Raw genomic sequence first — 15,548 nt, 5'->3', positions numbered from 1 at the left:
AAAACCAATCGAGTGATTGACTTTATCCTTTTATTGATAATGATTTAATCCATACCGATGTAATAGTCATCGTCGTTCATCGCTTCGACTGTACCTAGTAAGTAGCCATTACCGACTTGGGAGAAGAAATCATGGTTGCTGGTTCCTGTAGAGATTCCGTTCATAACGATTGGATTGACATCATTCGCTGTGTCAGGGAACAAAGGATCCATACCTAGATTCATTAACGCTTTGTTGGCATTATAACGCAGGAAGGTTTTAACCTCTTCTGTCCAGCCAAGCTCATTATATAATTCTTCTGTATAGCGTTCTTCATTTTCATATAATTCATATAAAAGATTGTACATCCAATCTTTTAAGTCATTTTGTTCAGGTTCTGACAGTTCGTTGAAGCCTAATTGGAATTTATAGCCGATATAGGTTCCGTGAACTGATTCGTCACGAATGATTAATTTAATAATTTCAGCGACGTTAGCCAGCTTATTGTTTCCTAAATAGTAAAGCGGTGTATAAAAGCCGGAGTAGAACAAGAAAGTTTCTAAAAAGACGCTGGCGATTTTCTTTTCTAAAGCCGTACCGTTTTTATAAATTTCATTGATCTTTTCAGCTTTTGTTTGTAGATAAACGTTTGTATTCGTCCATTCAAAAATATCATCAATTTCTTTTTTCGTATTTAACGTACTGAAAATGGAAGAATAGCTTTTCGCGTGAACGGATTCCATGAATTGAATATTATTTAATACAGCTTCTTCGTGTGGTGTACGAATATCTTTTCTTAATTGATCCATTCCGCTCTCAGACTGCACAGTATCCAGTAGCGTTAAGCCGCCGAAAACATAGCCGACCGTTGTCTTTTCTAAATCAGAAAGCGTCCGCCAGTCATCTAAGTCGTTGGATAACGGAATCCGTGTATCTAACCAGAATTGTTCAGTTAATTTTTCCCAAGTTGATTTATCAATCACGTCTTCAATCGCGTTCCAGTTGATTGCTTCATAATATGTTGCCATGTATTTTCCTCCTATAACTGAATGAATATCAGGATGTCTAGTACTAACTCATAAACTATTCTAAGCTAACTAGATCACACAACTTTCGCATTGGTTGCTGCCGATTTCTTCAGCATCATCTGTAAATGTACGTACGTAATAAATTGATTTTACACCTTTATGGAAAGCATAGTGACGTAAAATATTCAAATCACGCGTTGTTTGCTTAGAGGTAGTTTTCCATTCATAGAGGCCTTCTGGAATTTCAGATCGCATAAACAGTGTTAAGCTCATCCCTTGGTCTACGTGCTGCTGTGCTGTTGCATAGACATCAATCACCTTACGCATATCCATATCATAAGCAGATGTATAATAAGGAATGGTATCATTAGCCAAATAAGGAGCAGGATAATAAATTTTACCGATTTTTTTCTCTTGGCGTTCTTCGATCATGCGTGTAATTGGATGAATGCTGGCACTTGTATCATTAATATAAGAAATAGAACCATTTGGTGCTACAGCTAAACGATTTTGATGATACAAACCATCTTTTTTCACCGCTTCTCTTAATTCAGCCCAATCCTGTGCAGTAGGAATAAAGATATCCTTGAAAATTTCTTTGACTTTCTCTGATTGCGGAGTGAAATCTCCTTCAATGTATTTATCGAAATAAGAACCATTTGCATAATCAGATTTTTCAAAATTGTGGAAGGATTTTTGTTCTTCTTTGGCAATATTATTACTTTCTACCAATGTCCAGTAGTTTAAAAGCATAAAGTAAACATTCGTAAAGTCCAGTGAATCTTGAGAGCCATACTCCATATGATTTTTAGCGAAGAAGGTGTGTAAGCCCATCGCCCCTAAACCAATCGTATGGCTTAGTCGATTACCATTTTGGATAGATGGCACAACATCAATATCTGAAGCATCTGTTACAAAAGTTAAGGCGCGTGTCATGGCGCGAACGGATTTGCCGAAATCAGGGCTGTCCATTAAGTTGACGATATTGGTTGAGCCTAAGTTACAGCTGATATCAACACCAAGCTGTTCATATTCTTGTTTGCCGTTTAAGACAGATGGCGTTTGAACTTGTAAAATTTCAGAACATAGGTTACTCATGATAATTTTTCCATATACTGGATTGCTGCGGTTGGCCGTGTCAATGTTGATGATATACGGATAACCAGATTCTTGTTGTAATTTTGAAATTTCATTTTCCAAATCACGTGCTTTAATTTTACGTTTGCGAATTTTTGGATTAGCGACCAGATTATCATATTCTTTTGTGATGTCTACATAAGAAAACGGAACACCATATTCACGTTCAACACTATAAGGACTAAATAAGTACATATCTTCATTCTTACGTGCAAGCTCATAAAATTTATCCGGTACGACAACACCTAGAGATAATGTTTTCACTCGAATTTTTTCATCGGCATTTTCTTTTTTCGCAGAAAGGAACATTTCAATATCCGGATGGAAAACATTCAAGTAAACCACACCAGCACCTTGCCGTTGGCCCAATTGATTGGAGTAGCTAAAGCTATCTTCGAATAATTTCATGACTGGAACGACACCGCTGGCAGCTCCTTCGTAGCCTTTAATCGGTGCACCGGCTTCACGTAGATTTGCTAAAGTAATTCCTACACCACCGCCAATTCTGGATAATTGCAGGGCAGAGTTGATTGAACGTCCAATGCTGTTCATATCATCCGTTACCTGAATTAAGAAACAAGAGACAAGCTCGCCGCGGCGTTTGCGTCCCGCATTTAAAAAGGAAGGAGTCGCCGGCTGATAGCGTTGATGAATCATTTCATCTGCCAAAATCAGTGCGAGTTCTTCATTGCCGTCCGCAAAATACAAAGCATTGAAAGCCACTCGATCTTCATAGCTTTCTAAGTATTCGGTTCCTTCATTGTTTTTTAGAGCATATTGTGAATAAAACTTGTAAGCTGCCATAAATGATTTAAACTGGAAATTTTGTTCTGCAAGAAAAGCGTATAATTTTTCAATAAAAGCCATAGAGTATTTTTCAATAAATGCAGCTTCAATATAATCATTAGAGATTAGATAATTGATTTTTTCTTCTATGGTATTAAAGGTTCTTGTATTTGGGAGTACATTTTCATTGAAAAAGGCAGCTAACGCTTCTTTATCCTTGTTCAAAGGAATTTGTCCGTTGACAGGACGATTGATTTCATTATTCAGTTTAAAGTAACTGACATCTTTAATTTCTTTTAGGCTCAAGTTCACTCACTACTTTCTTAAAGGATTCCACGTCATCAGAGGTTCCGCTAAATTCAAAAGCGAAAAGCAGCGGTACCTGATAATCACGTGCTATGTCTTTGGCTGTGTATATAAATAATTCAGCAAAATTACGATTGCCGCTGCCTGCTACACCCAGCAGATAGGTTTGATTACTCTTATAATCAAGAAAATCATTCACTACTTCGGTGATTTCTTGGTCGTAAGTAGGAACGATTAGGATAAAAGGCTCATTTATCTCAAAAAAAGGATTCGCAGGCTCAATTTCGTAAGCTGGCAAATCCAATTTTTTAATAAAGCGTCTGGTTTGTCCGGTGACTGAAAAAAAAACAAGTTTCATTGATTAAGCCAATTGTTTCAACTGGTCGGGACGGAAGCCTACAACAGTTGCCGCATCGGAAGTAATTACCGGAACACTTTGGAATCCTTGTTCTTTTAACCAGTCGATTGCATCCGGCTGATTGTCGATATTAACTTCTTCAAATGCTATATTATTTTCACTTAAAAAACGTTTTGCCATTTTACATTGGATACAATTATTTTTAGAAAAGATTTTTACGTTCATTTTTTATTCCTCCTCAATTAGTTTACATTCACTAGTATAAATCTCTCTGGGAAAAAGTCAACACTTAGGCACTACATATTGTGGTCTGTTTTTACTTAAATACCAAGTTTAGTGTTTTTGAAAGAAATATGAAAGCACGTAATCTCTTGATTTTTACGGCTATTTTGGGGATATTTACGTCTGGAAAATTTTTTTATTAAATTTTGAAGTAAATTTTAGAAAAGCAAAACCACAAGATATAGTGGCTGTTTTGAAGGAGAGACACTAAACGTAAATCGACCTTGTTAGCGCTTAATTATTTTCTTACCAATAGCTAGAAACTATATTGATTTAGCCCTCACAAAGAGTTATACTTAATGAGAACGATTATCAATTTCAACAGTGTCTATAATGAAACTTTTTCACAATTAATAGTTAATTTGAGAATATATTTTTTATAAATAAGATAACAAAGAATGGATCTGCTGAGAAACACAGTGAAAAGAAATGAGCTGTTGACGAACGGTATAAGACTTGCTGAGAAACACAGTGAAAAGAATTGAACTGATGATGAACAGTACAAGACTTGCTGAGAATCACAGTGAAAAGAATTGAACTGATGATGAACAGTACAAGACTTTCGCAGAAAGTGTTGATCCTTTGCAAAGAAAGTGTTGATCATTTTTTCAGAAGAGTCGGACGAGCTCATTTCGCTTTTAAGTTATCTAGCTGCGCAAATCAATCTTTAGGAAAAAAGATAAATTGTCAGTGAAACATAAAGCGTTTCAATGCCAATTTCCTAATTTTCTACAAGATTGAGCGATTTGCTCCGCTTTTGCTGAGAATCACAGTGGAAGCAATGAACTGATGATGAACAGTACAAGACTTTCGTAAGAAAGTGTTGATCATTATCATTGTTATCCAGCTGCACAGGCTAGCTCTTCGGAAAAAAGATAAATTGTGAACGAGGCGAAGAGCGCCTCATCCTCAATTTCCTATTTTTCTGTCAGAGCTGGATGAGCCTGTTCCGCTTTTACGTTATCCAGCTGCACAGGCTAGCTCTTCGGAAAAAAGATAAATTGTGAATGAGGCGAAGAGCGCCTCATCCTCAATTTCCTATTTTTCTGTCAGAGCTGGGCAAGCCTGTTCCGCTTTTAAATAAGGAGGTATTTCTATGTTGACATTGGCCCAAGCAAAATTGAACAAGGTTTATACGATCGAAGAAATACAGGCTGAAGGTTTTGCTAAGAAGCATTTGAACAATTTGGGTTTAGTGCCTGAGGGGAAAGTGGTTTTAGTGAATCATTCCGGAGAAAACGGAATTGTTTTGCTCCACAATAGTCGAATCGCGATTAACCTGTCTGTTTTAAAACAAATTATAATAGTAGAAAAAAATGTTGAAGAAGCCAATTGGGTTTCATTGGATCAGTTGTCTGTAGGCGAACAAGCTAAAGTAGTTGGGATTCACGGGCAGGGTGCTGTGAAGCGTCGCTTGATGGACATGGGGCTGACAAAGGGCGTTGATTTACTGGTACGGAAAATGGCTCCGTTAGGTGATCCTATTGAAATTAATTTGCGCGGGTATGAGTTGACACTTCGGAAAAATGAGGCTGAGCTGGTTTTAGTACAGAAAGAAGGATAAATACATGGAAGAAATGCATATCGCTCTGACAGGAAATCCCAATAGTGGGAAAACCACTGCATTTAATGCACTCACTGGCGCCAATCAATATGTAGGAAATTGGCCCGGAGTTACTGTTGAACGAAAAGAAGGCAAACTGAAAAGGGATAAACACATAACTATTCAGGATTTGCCGGGAATTTATTCTCTTTCTCCTTATACACCGGAAGAAGTCGTTGCTCGTGACTATTTGCTTAGTGGTAGTCCGGATGTGATCGTCAATATCGTTGACGCAACGAATTTGGAAAGAAATCTTTATTTGACGACACAATTGATGGAAACAGGAATCCCAGTTGTCGTTGGTTTAAACATGATGGATATTTTAGATAAGACCGGCAAAAAAATCAATATCGACAAGCTTTCCTATGGCTTAGGCATTAAGGTATTAGGAATTAGTGCCTTGAAAAAACGCGGCTTGGACGACTTGATCAAACAAGCGAAAAAGGAAACAGCTGTTTATCCTCCTGAATTCAATTATCCAACCTATGACAATCGCTTAGAAGCAGCTTTAACTGAAATTGCAGACGTACTGGGAAACAGCGTTTTGGAAAAGCAAGCGCGCTGGTATAGTATTAAACTTTTTGAAAGAGACAGCAAAGTCAGCTTAGAGTTAGAATTAAGCAGCCTACAAAAAGAAGAGATAGAAGAAATTATTCAGATTACAGAACAAATATTTGGTGATACAAGTGAAGCGATTGTGATTAATGAGCGCTATGAGTTTATTACCAGATTAACAGCTTTATGTGCGATTGAAAAAGAAGCAGTAACATTTAGTAGAAGTGATAAAATTGATCGAATTGTGACAAATCGTTGGTTGGCTTTACCGATTTTTGCTCTTATTATGTGGTTTGTTTATTATTTATCCATTCAAACGGTGGGAACAATGGGAACCGATTGGATTAATGACGAATTATTTGGCAACATTATTCCAACTACGGTCACTAATTTGATGGAGAGCTGGCATGTGGCAGCGTGGATGCAAAGCCTGATTTTAGATGGAATTATTGCCGGTGTCGGTGCTGTACTAGGCTTTTTACCACAATTAGCGGTTTTATTCCTATGTTTAGGCTTTTTGGAAGATTGTGGTTATATGGCACGTATCGCTTTTGTTATGGATCGGTTGTTTAGAAAATTTGGCTTATCCGGAAAATCGTTTATTCCCATGCTAATCGCTACTGGCTGTGGCGTACCTGGAGTAATGGCCAGCAGAACGATCGAGAACGAAAAGGATCGACGCATGACCATCATGGTTACTACGTTTATGCCTTGTTCCGCTAAGCTGCCGATTATTGCTTTAATTGCCGGCGCTTTTTTCCCTAAGAGCAGCTGGGTGTCACCGTCTGCGTATTTTGTTGGAATTGCAGCCATTATCTTATCAGGAATTGCGTTAAAGAAAACCAATATCTTTTCTGGAGATCCTGCACCATTTATTATGGAATTGCCGGCGTATCATATGCCACAGCTACGCGGTGTCCTGCGCCATGCTTATGACCGCAGTAAATCCTTTGTAAAAAAAGCGGGAACGATTATTTTTGTCATGAGTATTATTATTTGGTTTACATCAACCTATTCCTTTACGCTACAAGCCGTATCGGAAGATCAAAGTATCTTAGCTAATTTAGGTAAAGTGATTGCTCCTATTTTCGCTCCGCTTGGCTGGGGCACATGGAAAGGCGCTGTAGCAACGATTACAGGTCTGGTTGCTAAAGAAAATGTGATAGGAACATTTGGTATTTTATTTGGTCATTTGAGCGAGGTTTCAGAAAATGGTGTGGAAGTCTGGTCTGCTTTGCAGGGCGCCTTTACACCAGTTGCCGCTTATTCATTCTTAGTCTTTAACTTACTATGTGCACCGTGTTTTGCAGCTATTGGTGCTATTCGCAGAGAAATGGGCGACTGGCAATGGACAGCAAGAGCCATTGGCTATCAATGCGCATTGGCTTATGCCGTAAGCTTTATTATTTATCAATTTGGACATGTCATCTTTGAGAATGGCCATATTGGTGTACTTACCGTGATTGCGGCTTTACTTTTATTAGCGATGATTTATTTCTTAGTAAGAAAACCAAAAGAAAAGGTACTAAATCCAGTGATTACAATGACAACCTTAGAAAGAGGGTAAGTTTATGGCAACCTACATTTTAGCTGCACTTATCTTTGGCAGTGCCGGTTATGTTATCTATTCCCGGGTTAAAAAGGGCGAAAGCTGTGACGATTGTCATACATCATGTCCAGCAAAAAAACAACATGAATAAAGAAAAGTGAGATTATTTAAAGCTGAGGAGTGGAATGAATCATTCTTCAGCTTTAATTTTTTCATTTTTTCAGAAAGTTGCCTCTTGAACAAACAGCTTTCTAGTGATACAATATTTAAGTACTAAATTTTTGGGCCGTTAGCTCAGTTGGTAGAGCAGCTGACTCTTAATCAGCGGGTCGCGGGTTCGAGCCCCTCACGGCCCATTGGGTGCCAAACCCACGAGAATGGTATTCTGTCGGCGTCTTCGGACGTTTCGAAGATGGAATGCGCATTCTCTTTTTTTGTGCAAATAGTAAAAATTTCGTTTATGAGCAACCTAAAAATTAATCATATTAAGTGAGTATTCTGTTATTTGATGATACACTAAGGGAAAGAAAGTAACGGGGGAGATAGAATGAAAAAATTAGTGTATCCATTTATAGTGATAGCGGGTTTAACGTTAGCTGCATGCGGCGGGAAAACAACTTCTGAATCAAGTACAAGTACAGAAAAGAGCACACAAACGTCAAAAACAACGTCAACCAAAGAAAGTACAACGAAAACCACAACGAAAGCAACTTCGAATAAAGCTGCTTCGTCAGAAAATACTACTAGTCAAACCAAAGCCAGTACGACCAAAACAAATGAACCGCAAAAACAGGCTGAGCAAGTGTTAAACCAATTAAAAACGGCTTTTCCAAATGATGCTTTACCACAAGCAATATTAACAAGCCAAACAGCTGACTATTTAAGTGCTGCAACCACACCGGCAAGTGACCACAATAATTTTAGAGTCCTTTATTATGCTCAGCCCCAACCAATTGGTGTGAATGACACTGCTTTGAATGAATTAAATCCAATTGCTTCATTTGAAAAGAAAACGTATGGTTCAGCTGAAGAAGCTGCGGCAGCAGTGAATCAGATTATCGATAACAACGGGATGAAAGTCGATTTAGGCTATGGTATTACAGGCTATCAGCAAGGTGCGGCTGGTTCCAGTTATTTATCGTGGCAGGAAGGTAATTGGAGCTTAGTTGTTCGTGCATCTAATATTGAAGGTGAAAAAGCAGAACCATTGGCTAAAGAGGCAGTAGCGTATTTAGAAAAAGCGATGCTCCCTGCTCCGCAAAATGTTGGCCAAATTACGCTGACGACAAATACGGATAATCAATACCAAAACAATTCAGTCGTCTGGCAAAAGGGCAATAATGTTTATACTATTCAGCACTTTGACAGCATTCAAGCGTTAAAAATGGCTGTTTCTACTAATTAGTTATATGGGAATTTCTTAAAACATATAGTTAAAATATTAAAATAATATTCATGTATTGAGGTATTAAATAAATAGAAGAGTGATACTGCAGTAGTTTGAAGAGTAAGAAAGTAAAAAAAGAGGATATCTTTTGTGAAAAAATAAAAAGTAATCAGCATTGACTAAACATTCATTAATCTTGTACAATGAGTACATGATAGAAGTCAAAAAATAAAATAAAAAAAGGCACTTCACAATTTGGCGGCCACCAAATTATGAAGCCCTGAGAAGTCAGCAGACACTGACCAATCAAGTTGCCCTCGTCAATGTAAAAGCACTGACATGATTCATTGTACTCAATTTTTAGGAAAATATCTACCCCTAAAAAGATGGGTAAGCTTACTCATGCCAAAGATTAATGTTGAACGATACAACGGTATTGGAAGGAATTCTGATATCGTTTTTTATTTTTTACTTCTATCTTTTCATTAGTGTATCCTGACTGGTCAAGCGAAGAAAGCTGTTGACAAAAGGGGTACTAGTATAAAGCTGACCACTATAGGTAGTTGATTTATCTATTGGGGAAGAAAATCATCAACTGAATGGATGTGCTCATTGTATCAGAATGAACTCTTGTGATGTACCTATAGTGGCAACTTTAACTAATAAGTATAAAAATGTAATATACTTTAAACTTATTATAATAGAAGAATTACTAATGAAGCAAACAAAAACATGGAAAAATGATAAAAAGAACGAAATTTATTGATTTTACAGTAGAAAGTATAGCTTAATAGTAATTTCATTCATATTTTATTTTTATTTTGTAATATCGCTTTTATCGGGTTGCGAATGAGCGAGACGACTCGCAGCCGCAGCCGCGATGGCGCCTACAATATCATCTAGAAAAGTATGAACTTGAGGCCCTTCGTGAGAATTCAGTTTTGCTAAGATGCCAGGCTTTACCTTATCAATATAACCATAGTTGGTAAATCCGATAGAACCATAAACATTTACGATAGATAAAGCTAAGATTTCATCAATACCATAAAGTCCCTCATCCACTTCCAGAATTTCCTGTAACGGCTGTAGCAATTGTTTCTTTTCAGCTAGAATATCTAACTGGATACCAGTAATAATTGCATTTTGGACTTCTCGTTTTGATAAAACACTATTGACGTTTTCCAGACAAGCGGCCAAATCTAAGTCATCAATATAAGACTTTTGTAAAAACATCACTAATTCAGCTAAATCTTCAACTTCCACGCCACGTTCTTTTAACAGCTGTCGAGCTTTTTGTTCTAAGGTTTCTCCTTTAATTACCATTCCGATTTCCCTCCAGTGCATCATTTTTAAACTTATAATACTTCAATGGTATACTAATTGAAGAGTGAAAAGCAAGGAGAAGATCAATGAATCCGTTAATTGAATGCTGCGAGCAAAACTTGGCTAAAGGCGGCGACTTGTTGTTAGAAGATGCTTTTATTGAAGAAAACACTGATGTTGTGACGTATTCATGTATGAACGAATGTGTACTTTGTGCTCAAACCTTTTTCGTTCTTTTTGAAGGGGAACGCATCGTTGGTGAAACACCGGAAGCGCTTGTAGAGAATATCAAAAAAGCCATTCTTCTCTGGCAAGAAGAAATGAATTAAAAATCCGTCTGACAACATTTACTTTAGTTTTGTCAGACGGATTTTATTTGTGTTTAAAGTGCCTTAGCTTCTTTTCCTTCGAATAGACTTGTGCTGTGCATTGGCTGTGTTCTCGTATCCGGTTTGATAAAATGTAGCGCATTATTCACGGCAGTTGGTGCTTCACCAAAGCCAGTGGCAATTAATTTTACCTTACCATCATAATTACAAATATCGCCAATCGCATAAATACCGGGAATATTTGTGGACATATCAGAATTGACTTCAATGGCATTACGACTGACCTCTAAGCCCCAATTTTTTAAGTGACCTAAAGAGGAAGTAAAGCCATAATTGATAATCAAAGAATCTAAATCCAAATGCTTAACATTTTCTGCTTTAGTTTCCTTTAATTGAATACCTTTGAAGGACTGATCTTCTACTAACAGCTGATCGATAACGTAAGGTGTATAAATGGAAACAGCTGATTTTTTCAAATTATCCACACTATGCTCATGACCGCGAAATTCAGGTCGACGATGGATAATTGACACTTTTTCGGCAATTGGCTCAAGCATTAAAGCCCAGTCAATCGCGGAATCACCGCCCCCGGCTATCGCCACCTTTTTACCGGAAAATTTATTCATATCTGTCACATAATAGTGGACATGCTTGCCTTCAAGTTCCTCAGCACCATCGATAGTTAGTCGCCGCGGCTGAAAAGAACCATTTCCAATAGCAAAAATAACTGCTTTAGAAAAATGCACTCCTTTTGAGGTTTCAAGTCGAAAATAGCCATCTTCCTGCACTAAGTTTTGCACTTCTTCTTCTAAGCAAGTGTCGTGATCAAAAGGAGCGATTTGTTTTTCTAAATTTTCCACAAGATCGCTGGCTTTGATTGCCGGAAAACCAGGCACATCATAAATATATTTTTCAGGATAAAGCGTAGCTAATTGACCGCCAAGCTGGGGCAAACTGTCAATGATTTTTGTTTTTGCTTTACGAATACCTGCATAAAAAGCAGCGAAAAGCCCAACAGGCCCTGCGCCGACAATTGTTAAATCATAAATATCTTTTGCGTCAGACATTAAAATTCCTCCAGTTTCTATAGTAAAAAGAAGTTATCATGAAGATAAAATCCAAAAAAGTAGTAAATCATTTTTATCAAAAAATAGCACTTGTAACAAAAAAAAGCAAGTGATCGTTGTGGAAAAAAAGGTTCTCTTAAAAGTTTAACAAAGATAATGGAAATTAAAGATAAAGTTGGGTATGATAAGAGAGATAAATAAAAGTATTGTAGGAGGAAAAATCATGTCACAATTTCCACAATTAGATTTGGCCAATGCCAAAGGCCCAAAAGCGGTCATTAAAACCAATCGAGGCGATATTACTGTGCAGCTGTTTCCGGAACAAGCACCGAAAACAGTTGGAAATTTTGTTCAATTAGCTAAAAAAGGCTATTATAACGGAGTGATTTTCCACCGTGTAATTCCTGATTTTATGATTCAAGGCGGCGATCCAACCGGAACTGGAATGGGTGGCGAAAGCATCTACGGTGAAAAATTTGAAGATGAGTTTTCTAGAGATGTATTCAATTTACGTGGTGCGTTGTCTATGGCCAATGCTGGTCCGAATACAAACGGCAGTCAGTTCTTTATCGTAAGCAACAAAAACGTTCCGGAAAATATGATGGGTCAACTGGAAGGAGCAGGCTTTCCTGCTGAAGTCATTGAAGCTTACAAAGCAGGCGGTACACCATGGTTGGACTTCCGTCATACTGTGTTTGGTCATGTTGTGGAAGGCATGGATGTCGTTGATGAAATCGGTGGCGTTCAAAGAGACTCTCAAGATCGTCCGACCTTTGATGTTGTCATTGATGCAGTAGAAATAAGTGAATAAAAAAATAGAAACAAGAGCTGATTTCAGCTTTTGTTTCTATTTTTTTAGTATAAGAGCTTATTCAAAAGCCGCTTTGATTCTTTTTAAGCCTTCGATTAATGTTGATTTTGGACAAGCAACATTTAAACGCATATGTTGAGTTCCATGAGGACCAAAGGTAATGCCGGCATTTAAGACAACTTTTCCTTTGTGAACCAGCTGCTCCTGTAATTTTGCGTCAGTCAGTCCGTAAGCTGAAAAATCCAACCAAATCAAATAAGTGCCTTCTGGACGCATCATTTTAATCTGGGGTAATTCTTTTTGAAGATAGTCGGAAACGAAATCAATATTTTCTTTTAAATAATCTAAAAGCTCGTTCAGCCAGCTATCACCATACCGATAAGCCGCTTCCGTTCCTACATAGCCAAACACATTAATTTCATTTTGGAAGTTTTGTTCTTGAATTGCGACAAATTTCTTCCGTAAATCTGGGTTTTCAATAAAAATCATTGAGTTTTTAATACCAGCTAAATTAAAGGTTTTTGTAGCAGCGGTTAAAGTAATTGAAAAATCACTAAAGCTTGGATGGACATTAGCAAATGTGGTAAACGTGTGTGGCGGAAAGATTAGATCCTGATGAATTTCATCGCTAATGACAAGAACATCATATTTTGCACATAATTTTCCAACAGCTTCGAGTTCACTTTTTGTCCAGACACGTCCGCCGGGATTATGCGGATTACACAAAATGAACAATCGAACATTTTCACTGATGATTTGTTTTTCCATTTCTTCAAGATTCATAACGAAATGCTCTTGTTCAATAGATAAAACACTACGGACAAGTTTGCGCTTATTTTCCTCCACGACTTTTGCAAATGGAAAATAAACAGGATCATGAATTAACACTGCATCGCCTGGTTCCGTGAACGCTTGAACAGCGATCGCTAAACTGGGAACGACACCGCTGTTAAATAAAATAGCTTCTTTATTAACAATATAATCGTGATGACGTTTTTGCCACTCTTGAATTGCTTCATATAAAGAGGCGGGAGCAGGCGAATAACCGAGAATTCCTTGATCAATGGTCTTTTTCAATGCGTCCAGTACTGGCTGGTTGGCTTTAAAATCCATATCAGCAACCCATAAAGGAAGTAAATCATCTTCCCCGTATGTTTCTTTGATCGAATCCCATTTGGAACAATTAGTATTGCGGCGATTGTATACTTTATCAAATTCTGTCATCTGCTATTTCCTTTCTATATACGTAGTATGGTCTTACTTAACTTTATTCTAACTATAACATATAAAAGATTCAATGAAAGATGAACCAAAAGCAAGATATTTTTTATAGTAGAAATAAATCTATGCATATTTACGCGGAAAGTGATATCATCATAACTGAGAGCAATAAAGTGACTATAGAGAGGACAAAATAATGGAATACAAAATTGGAATGATACTTGATGGGACGATTACAGGTTTGCAGCCTTATGGAGCTTTTGTTTCTTTAGATACTAATGTTCAAGGGCTAATTCACGTATCAGAAGTTCAAGCAGGGTACACTAAAAACATACATAGCTTATTAACCGTTGGGCAAAAGGTTCAAGTTCAAGTGATTGATATCGATGAGTATTCAAAAAAAATCAGCTTGTCATTACGAACTTTGGCTAAACAAGTACAGCAGCCCAATTATAGAAGAAAAAAATATTTTACGAATAAAAATAAGAAGATTGGCTTTGCAACGTTGAAAAAAGAACTTCCCGGTTGGAGAGAAGAAGCAATGAATAAATTACTTGCGAAATAAATCTGTTTTTTTTCAGAAAATATGATACAATTTTCCTAAGTTTATGAAAAAAATTAATTGAGGTGGAAGTTTTGTCTAACAAAAAAGTCGCTGGTACTATTATGTTGAACCTAAATGACGGGTCAAAAAAGTTTCTTGTTCATCCAGTTGGTGGTTTAATGGGGTTTGTTACTGCAAAAGTTTCTGAAGATATGACAGGGTTAGCAAGTATTCTGCAAATTTTCAAAGAAGAAATTCAATTAGATGTTACTTCAATTAGTTTGGTCGAATTAACAAATGCGCATTCGGCAGCTGAGAATATGCCGTTGTTTGTATTTGAAATGAGTGAACAAGATATGGTTGCCATCAATGAAGACTATGTATGGGAGAAACCATCAGAATTAAAAAATCTTTTAGCTTCTTACGAAATTGAAGGAGTGCCAATGTTTTAACCGTACAATAAAGTTTGTAAACAAGAAGCAGGATCTCGTATCTTGCTTTTTTCTATATAGTTTGGAGGAATGATAATGATTTTAAAACAAGCGACAACAGAGCAAGCACCAATTGCAATGGATTTATTAAAAGAAACAGCAGCATGGCTGCGTGATCAAGGCAGCACTCAATGGTCAGATGTCCTTAACGGTGAAGATAAACACGGTATAACTCAAGCTGTAATAAATGGCGATGTCTATTTCTATTATGATGAAAATGAACAAATAGTAGGAATGGCTGCAGCGTGGTCAAAAGCCTCTGCCTGGGACCAAAATCTATGGAAAAATGTGGAGGTACAGGAGAATGTACGTTATATACATAGAGTAATTATCAGACCTCCTTTTAGAGGATTAGAATACGGAAAACAACTTTTAGATGCATTAAAAGCTGAATTTAAAGGAAAAGTAACAGCTTTACGCTTGGATTGTCTGAGTAGTAATCGTAAACTGATTGCTTTTTATAAAAGAAATGAATTTGAGCACGTTAAAAGTACTAATGATCCCCAAGAAACTAAATTCGAACTATTCACTTACTCTTACAAAAAATAGATCGTAAATCTTTGTTTTTAAGGAAACAGCATGGATATATTTAGAAATTAATTGGAAGAAATACGAAAGTTGAAATATGAGTAAAAAAGCTGGGAAAATCTTTTTAAGTTTTTTGAAAAAAGTAGTTGACCAATCAGAAAAAAGTTGTTATATTATTACATGTCGCAAGGCGAGGGTAACCAACGCCAGATGACAACAATAGAATAACACTTCAGGTTTGAAAAAAACTTGAAAAACCAGGAA

The 15,548-nt window shown here is 37.0% G+C and carries 16 protein-coding genes and 1 tRNA gene; 10 read left to right on the top strand and 7 right to left on the bottom strand.

Translation table 11 applies throughout. The features are described 5' to 3' along the window. Positions 1–44: 44 nt before the first annotated feature. The 4 genes from nrdF to nrdH form a co-directional block, all read right to left on the bottom strand. Complete coding sequence (nrdF, locus tag ABH902_RS10650) at positions 45–1,007, bottom strand: class 1b ribonucleoside-diphosphate reductase subunit beta (RefSeq protein ID WP_404590699.1); 963 nt, start codon at positions 1,005–1,007, stop codon at positions 45–47. A gap of 69 nt (positions 1,008–1,076) precedes the next feature. Then, positions 1,077–3,236 carry a class 1b ribonucleoside-diphosphate reductase subunit alpha gene (gene nrdE, locus ABH902_RS10645; protein ID WP_404590698.1) on the bottom strand — a complete coding sequence of 720 codons (2,160 nt, stop codon included), beginning with the start codon at positions 3,234–3,236 and terminating at the stop codon, positions 1,077–1,079. Continuing rightward, a complete protein-coding gene (nrdI, locus tag ABH902_RS10640) occupies positions 3,217–3,594 on the bottom strand; it encodes a class Ib ribonucleoside-diphosphate reductase assembly flavoprotein NrdI (protein ID WP_404590697.1) in 378 nt (125 codons plus the stop codon). Before nrdI ends, nrdE begins: the two co-directional genes overlap by 20 nt. A gap of 3 nt (positions 3,595–3,597) precedes the next feature. Beyond that, positions 3,598–3,819: a glutaredoxin-like protein NrdH gene (nrdH, locus tag ABH902_RS10635; protein ID WP_154775223.1), complete on the bottom strand. Its 222-nt coding sequence runs from the start codon at positions 3,817–3,819 to the stop codon at positions 3,598–3,600. 1,153 nt (positions 3,820–4,972) lie between these two features. Here nrdH and ABH902_RS10630 point away from each other — a divergent pair. From ABH902_RS10630 to ABH902_RS10610, 5 genes are all read left to right on the top strand, one after another. After that, positions 4,973–5,440, top strand: a complete 468-nt coding sequence (locus ABH902_RS10630; RefSeq protein ID WP_404590696.1) for a ferrous iron transport protein A — start codon at positions 4,973–4,975, stop codon at positions 5,438–5,440. A 4-nt stretch (positions 5,441–5,444) separates the two neighbouring features. Next, positions 5,445–7,601 (top strand): ferrous iron transport protein B, encoded by a 2,157-nt coding sequence (feoB, locus tag ABH902_RS10625; RefSeq protein ID WP_404590695.1) that lies wholly within the window; start codon positions 5,445–5,447, stop codon positions 7,599–7,601. 4 nt (positions 7,602–7,605) lie between these two features. Further along, complete coding sequence (locus ABH902_RS10620; protein ID WP_154775226.1) at positions 7,606–7,734, top strand: FeoB-associated Cys-rich membrane protein; 129 nt, start codon at positions 7,606–7,608, stop codon at positions 7,732–7,734. Between the two features lie 132 nt (positions 7,735–7,866). Further along, a tRNA-Lys gene (locus tag ABH902_RS10615) sits at positions 7,867–7,939 on the top strand. Positions 7,940–8,130: 191 nt separating this feature from the next. Beyond that, entirely contained in the window at positions 8,131–8,988 is an 858-nt protein-coding gene (locus ABH902_RS10610) for a hypothetical protein (protein WP_404590694.1), read from the top strand. A gap of 798 nt (positions 8,989–9,786) precedes the next feature. Here the strand turns inward: ABH902_RS10610 and ABH902_RS10605 are convergent. After that, entirely contained in the window at positions 9,787–10,293 is a 507-nt protein-coding gene (locus tag ABH902_RS10605; protein WP_404590693.1) for a phosphatidylglycerophosphatase A, read from the bottom strand. Positions 10,294–10,379: 86 nt separating this feature from the next. Here ABH902_RS10605 and ABH902_RS10600 point away from each other — a divergent pair, with 86 nt between their 5' ends. Continuing rightward, positions 10,380–10,622 (top strand): DUF1450 domain-containing protein, encoded by a 243-nt coding sequence (locus tag ABH902_RS10600; RefSeq protein ID WP_404590692.1) that lies wholly within the window; start codon positions 10,380–10,382, stop codon positions 10,620–10,622. Positions 10,623–10,675: 53 nt separating this feature from the next. Here the strand turns inward: ABH902_RS10600 and ABH902_RS10595 are convergent, their stop codons facing one another. Further along, complete coding sequence (locus ABH902_RS10595) at positions 10,676–11,689, bottom strand: NAD(P)/FAD-dependent oxidoreductase (protein WP_404590691.1); 1,014 nt, start codon at positions 11,687–11,689, stop codon at positions 10,676–10,678. Between the two features lie 223 nt (positions 11,690–11,912). Between ABH902_RS10595 and ABH902_RS10590 the strand changes: the two genes are divergently transcribed. After that, entirely contained in the window at positions 11,913–12,500 is a 588-nt protein-coding gene (locus ABH902_RS10590) for a peptidylprolyl isomerase (RefSeq protein WP_404590690.1), read from the top strand. A gap of 57 nt (positions 12,501–12,557) precedes the next feature. On the opposite strand, the gene ABH902_RS10585 is transcribed toward ABH902_RS10590, so the two are convergent. Beyond that, complete coding sequence (locus ABH902_RS10585) at positions 12,558–13,724, bottom strand: MalY/PatB family protein (RefSeq protein WP_404590689.1); 1,167 nt, start codon at positions 13,722–13,724, stop codon at positions 12,558–12,560. Between the two features lie 193 nt (positions 13,725–13,917). On the opposite strand from ABH902_RS10585, the gene ABH902_RS10580 reads away from it, so the two are divergent. From ABH902_RS10580 to ABH902_RS10570, 3 genes are all read left to right on the top strand, one after another. Then, the gene (locus tag ABH902_RS10580; protein ID WP_404590688.1) at positions 13,918–14,286 is read left to right on the top strand and encodes a CvfD/Ygs/GSP13 family RNA-binding post-transcriptional regulator; all 369 of its coding nucleotides are present in this window, start codon (positions 13,918–13,920) and stop codon (positions 14,284–14,286) included. 71 nt (positions 14,287–14,357) lie between these two features. Next, on the top strand, positions 14,358–14,717 hold the full coding sequence (locus tag ABH902_RS10575) for a hypothetical protein (RefSeq protein WP_404590687.1): 360 nt from the start codon (positions 14,358–14,360) through the stop codon (positions 14,715–14,717). A gap of 75 nt (positions 14,718–14,792) precedes the next feature. Next, positions 14,793–15,305, top strand: coding sequence for a GNAT family N-acetyltransferase (locus ABH902_RS10570; RefSeq protein ID WP_404590686.1), 513 nt, complete (start codon positions 14,793–14,795; stop codon positions 15,303–15,305). Positions 15,306–15,548: the final 243 nt, after the last annotated feature.

The sequence above is a fragment of the Enterococcus sp. UD-01 genome (genome assembly GCF_044909655.1).
Lineage (GTDB): Bacteria > Bacillota > Bacilli > Lactobacillales > Enterococcaceae > Enterococcus_L.
This window is presented reverse-complemented; position numbering and strand designations above follow the sequence as displayed.

What these genes read in the sequence shown, in the direction of transcription:
- ABH902_RS10590 (WP_404590690.1), top strand. Translation starts at nt 11,913, where the DNA reads ATGTCACAATTTCCACAATTAGATTTGGCCAATGCCAAAGGCCCAAAA.
- ABH902_RS10610 (WP_404590694.1), top strand. Translation starts at nt 8,131, where the DNA reads ATGAAAAAATTAGTGTATCCATTTATAGTGATAGCGGGTTTAACGTTA.
- ABH902_RS10580 (WP_404590688.1), top strand. Translation starts at nt 13,918, where the DNA reads ATGGAATACAAAATTGGAATGATACTTGATGGGACGATTACAGGTTTG.
- nrdI (WP_404590697.1), bottom strand. Translation starts at nt 3,594, where the DNA reads ATGAAACTTGTTTTTTTTTCAGTCACCGGACAAACCAGACGCTTTATT.
- ABH902_RS10620 (WP_154775226.1), top strand. Translation starts at nt 7,606, where the DNA reads ATGGCAACCTACATTTTAGCTGCACTTATCTTTGGCAGTGCCGGTTAT.
- feoB (WP_404590695.1), top strand. Translation starts at nt 5,445, where the DNA reads ATGGAAGAAATGCATATCGCTCTGACAGGAAATCCCAATAGTGGGAAA.
- nrdH (WP_154775223.1), bottom strand. Translation starts at nt 3,819, where the DNA reads ATGAACGTAAAAATCTTTTCTAAAAATAATTGTATCCAATGTAAAATG.
- ABH902_RS10585 (WP_404590689.1), bottom strand. Translation starts at nt 13,724, where the DNA reads ATGACAGAATTTGATAAAGTATACAATCGCCGCAATACTAATTGTTCC.
- ABH902_RS10630 (WP_404590696.1), top strand. Translation starts at nt 4,973, where the DNA reads ATGTTGACATTGGCCCAAGCAAAATTGAACAAGGTTTATACGATCGAA.
- ABH902_RS10605 (WP_404590693.1), bottom strand. Translation starts at nt 10,293, where the DNA reads ATGGTAATTAAAGGAGAAACCTTAGAACAAAAAGCTCGACAGCTGTTA.
- ABH902_RS10595 (WP_404590691.1), bottom strand. Translation starts at nt 11,689, where the DNA reads ATGTCTGACGCAAAAGATATTTATGATTTAACAATTGTCGGCGCAGGG.
- nrdF (WP_404590699.1), bottom strand. Translation starts at nt 1,007, where the DNA reads ATGGCAACATATTATGAAGCAATCAACTGGAACGCGATTGAAGACGTG.
- ABH902_RS10600 (WP_404590692.1), top strand. Translation starts at nt 10,380, where the DNA reads ATGAATCCGTTAATTGAATGCTGCGAGCAAAACTTGGCTAAAGGCGGC.
- ABH902_RS10570 (WP_404590686.1), top strand. Translation starts at nt 14,793, where the DNA reads ATGATTTTAAAACAAGCGACAACAGAGCAAGCACCAATTGCAATGGAT.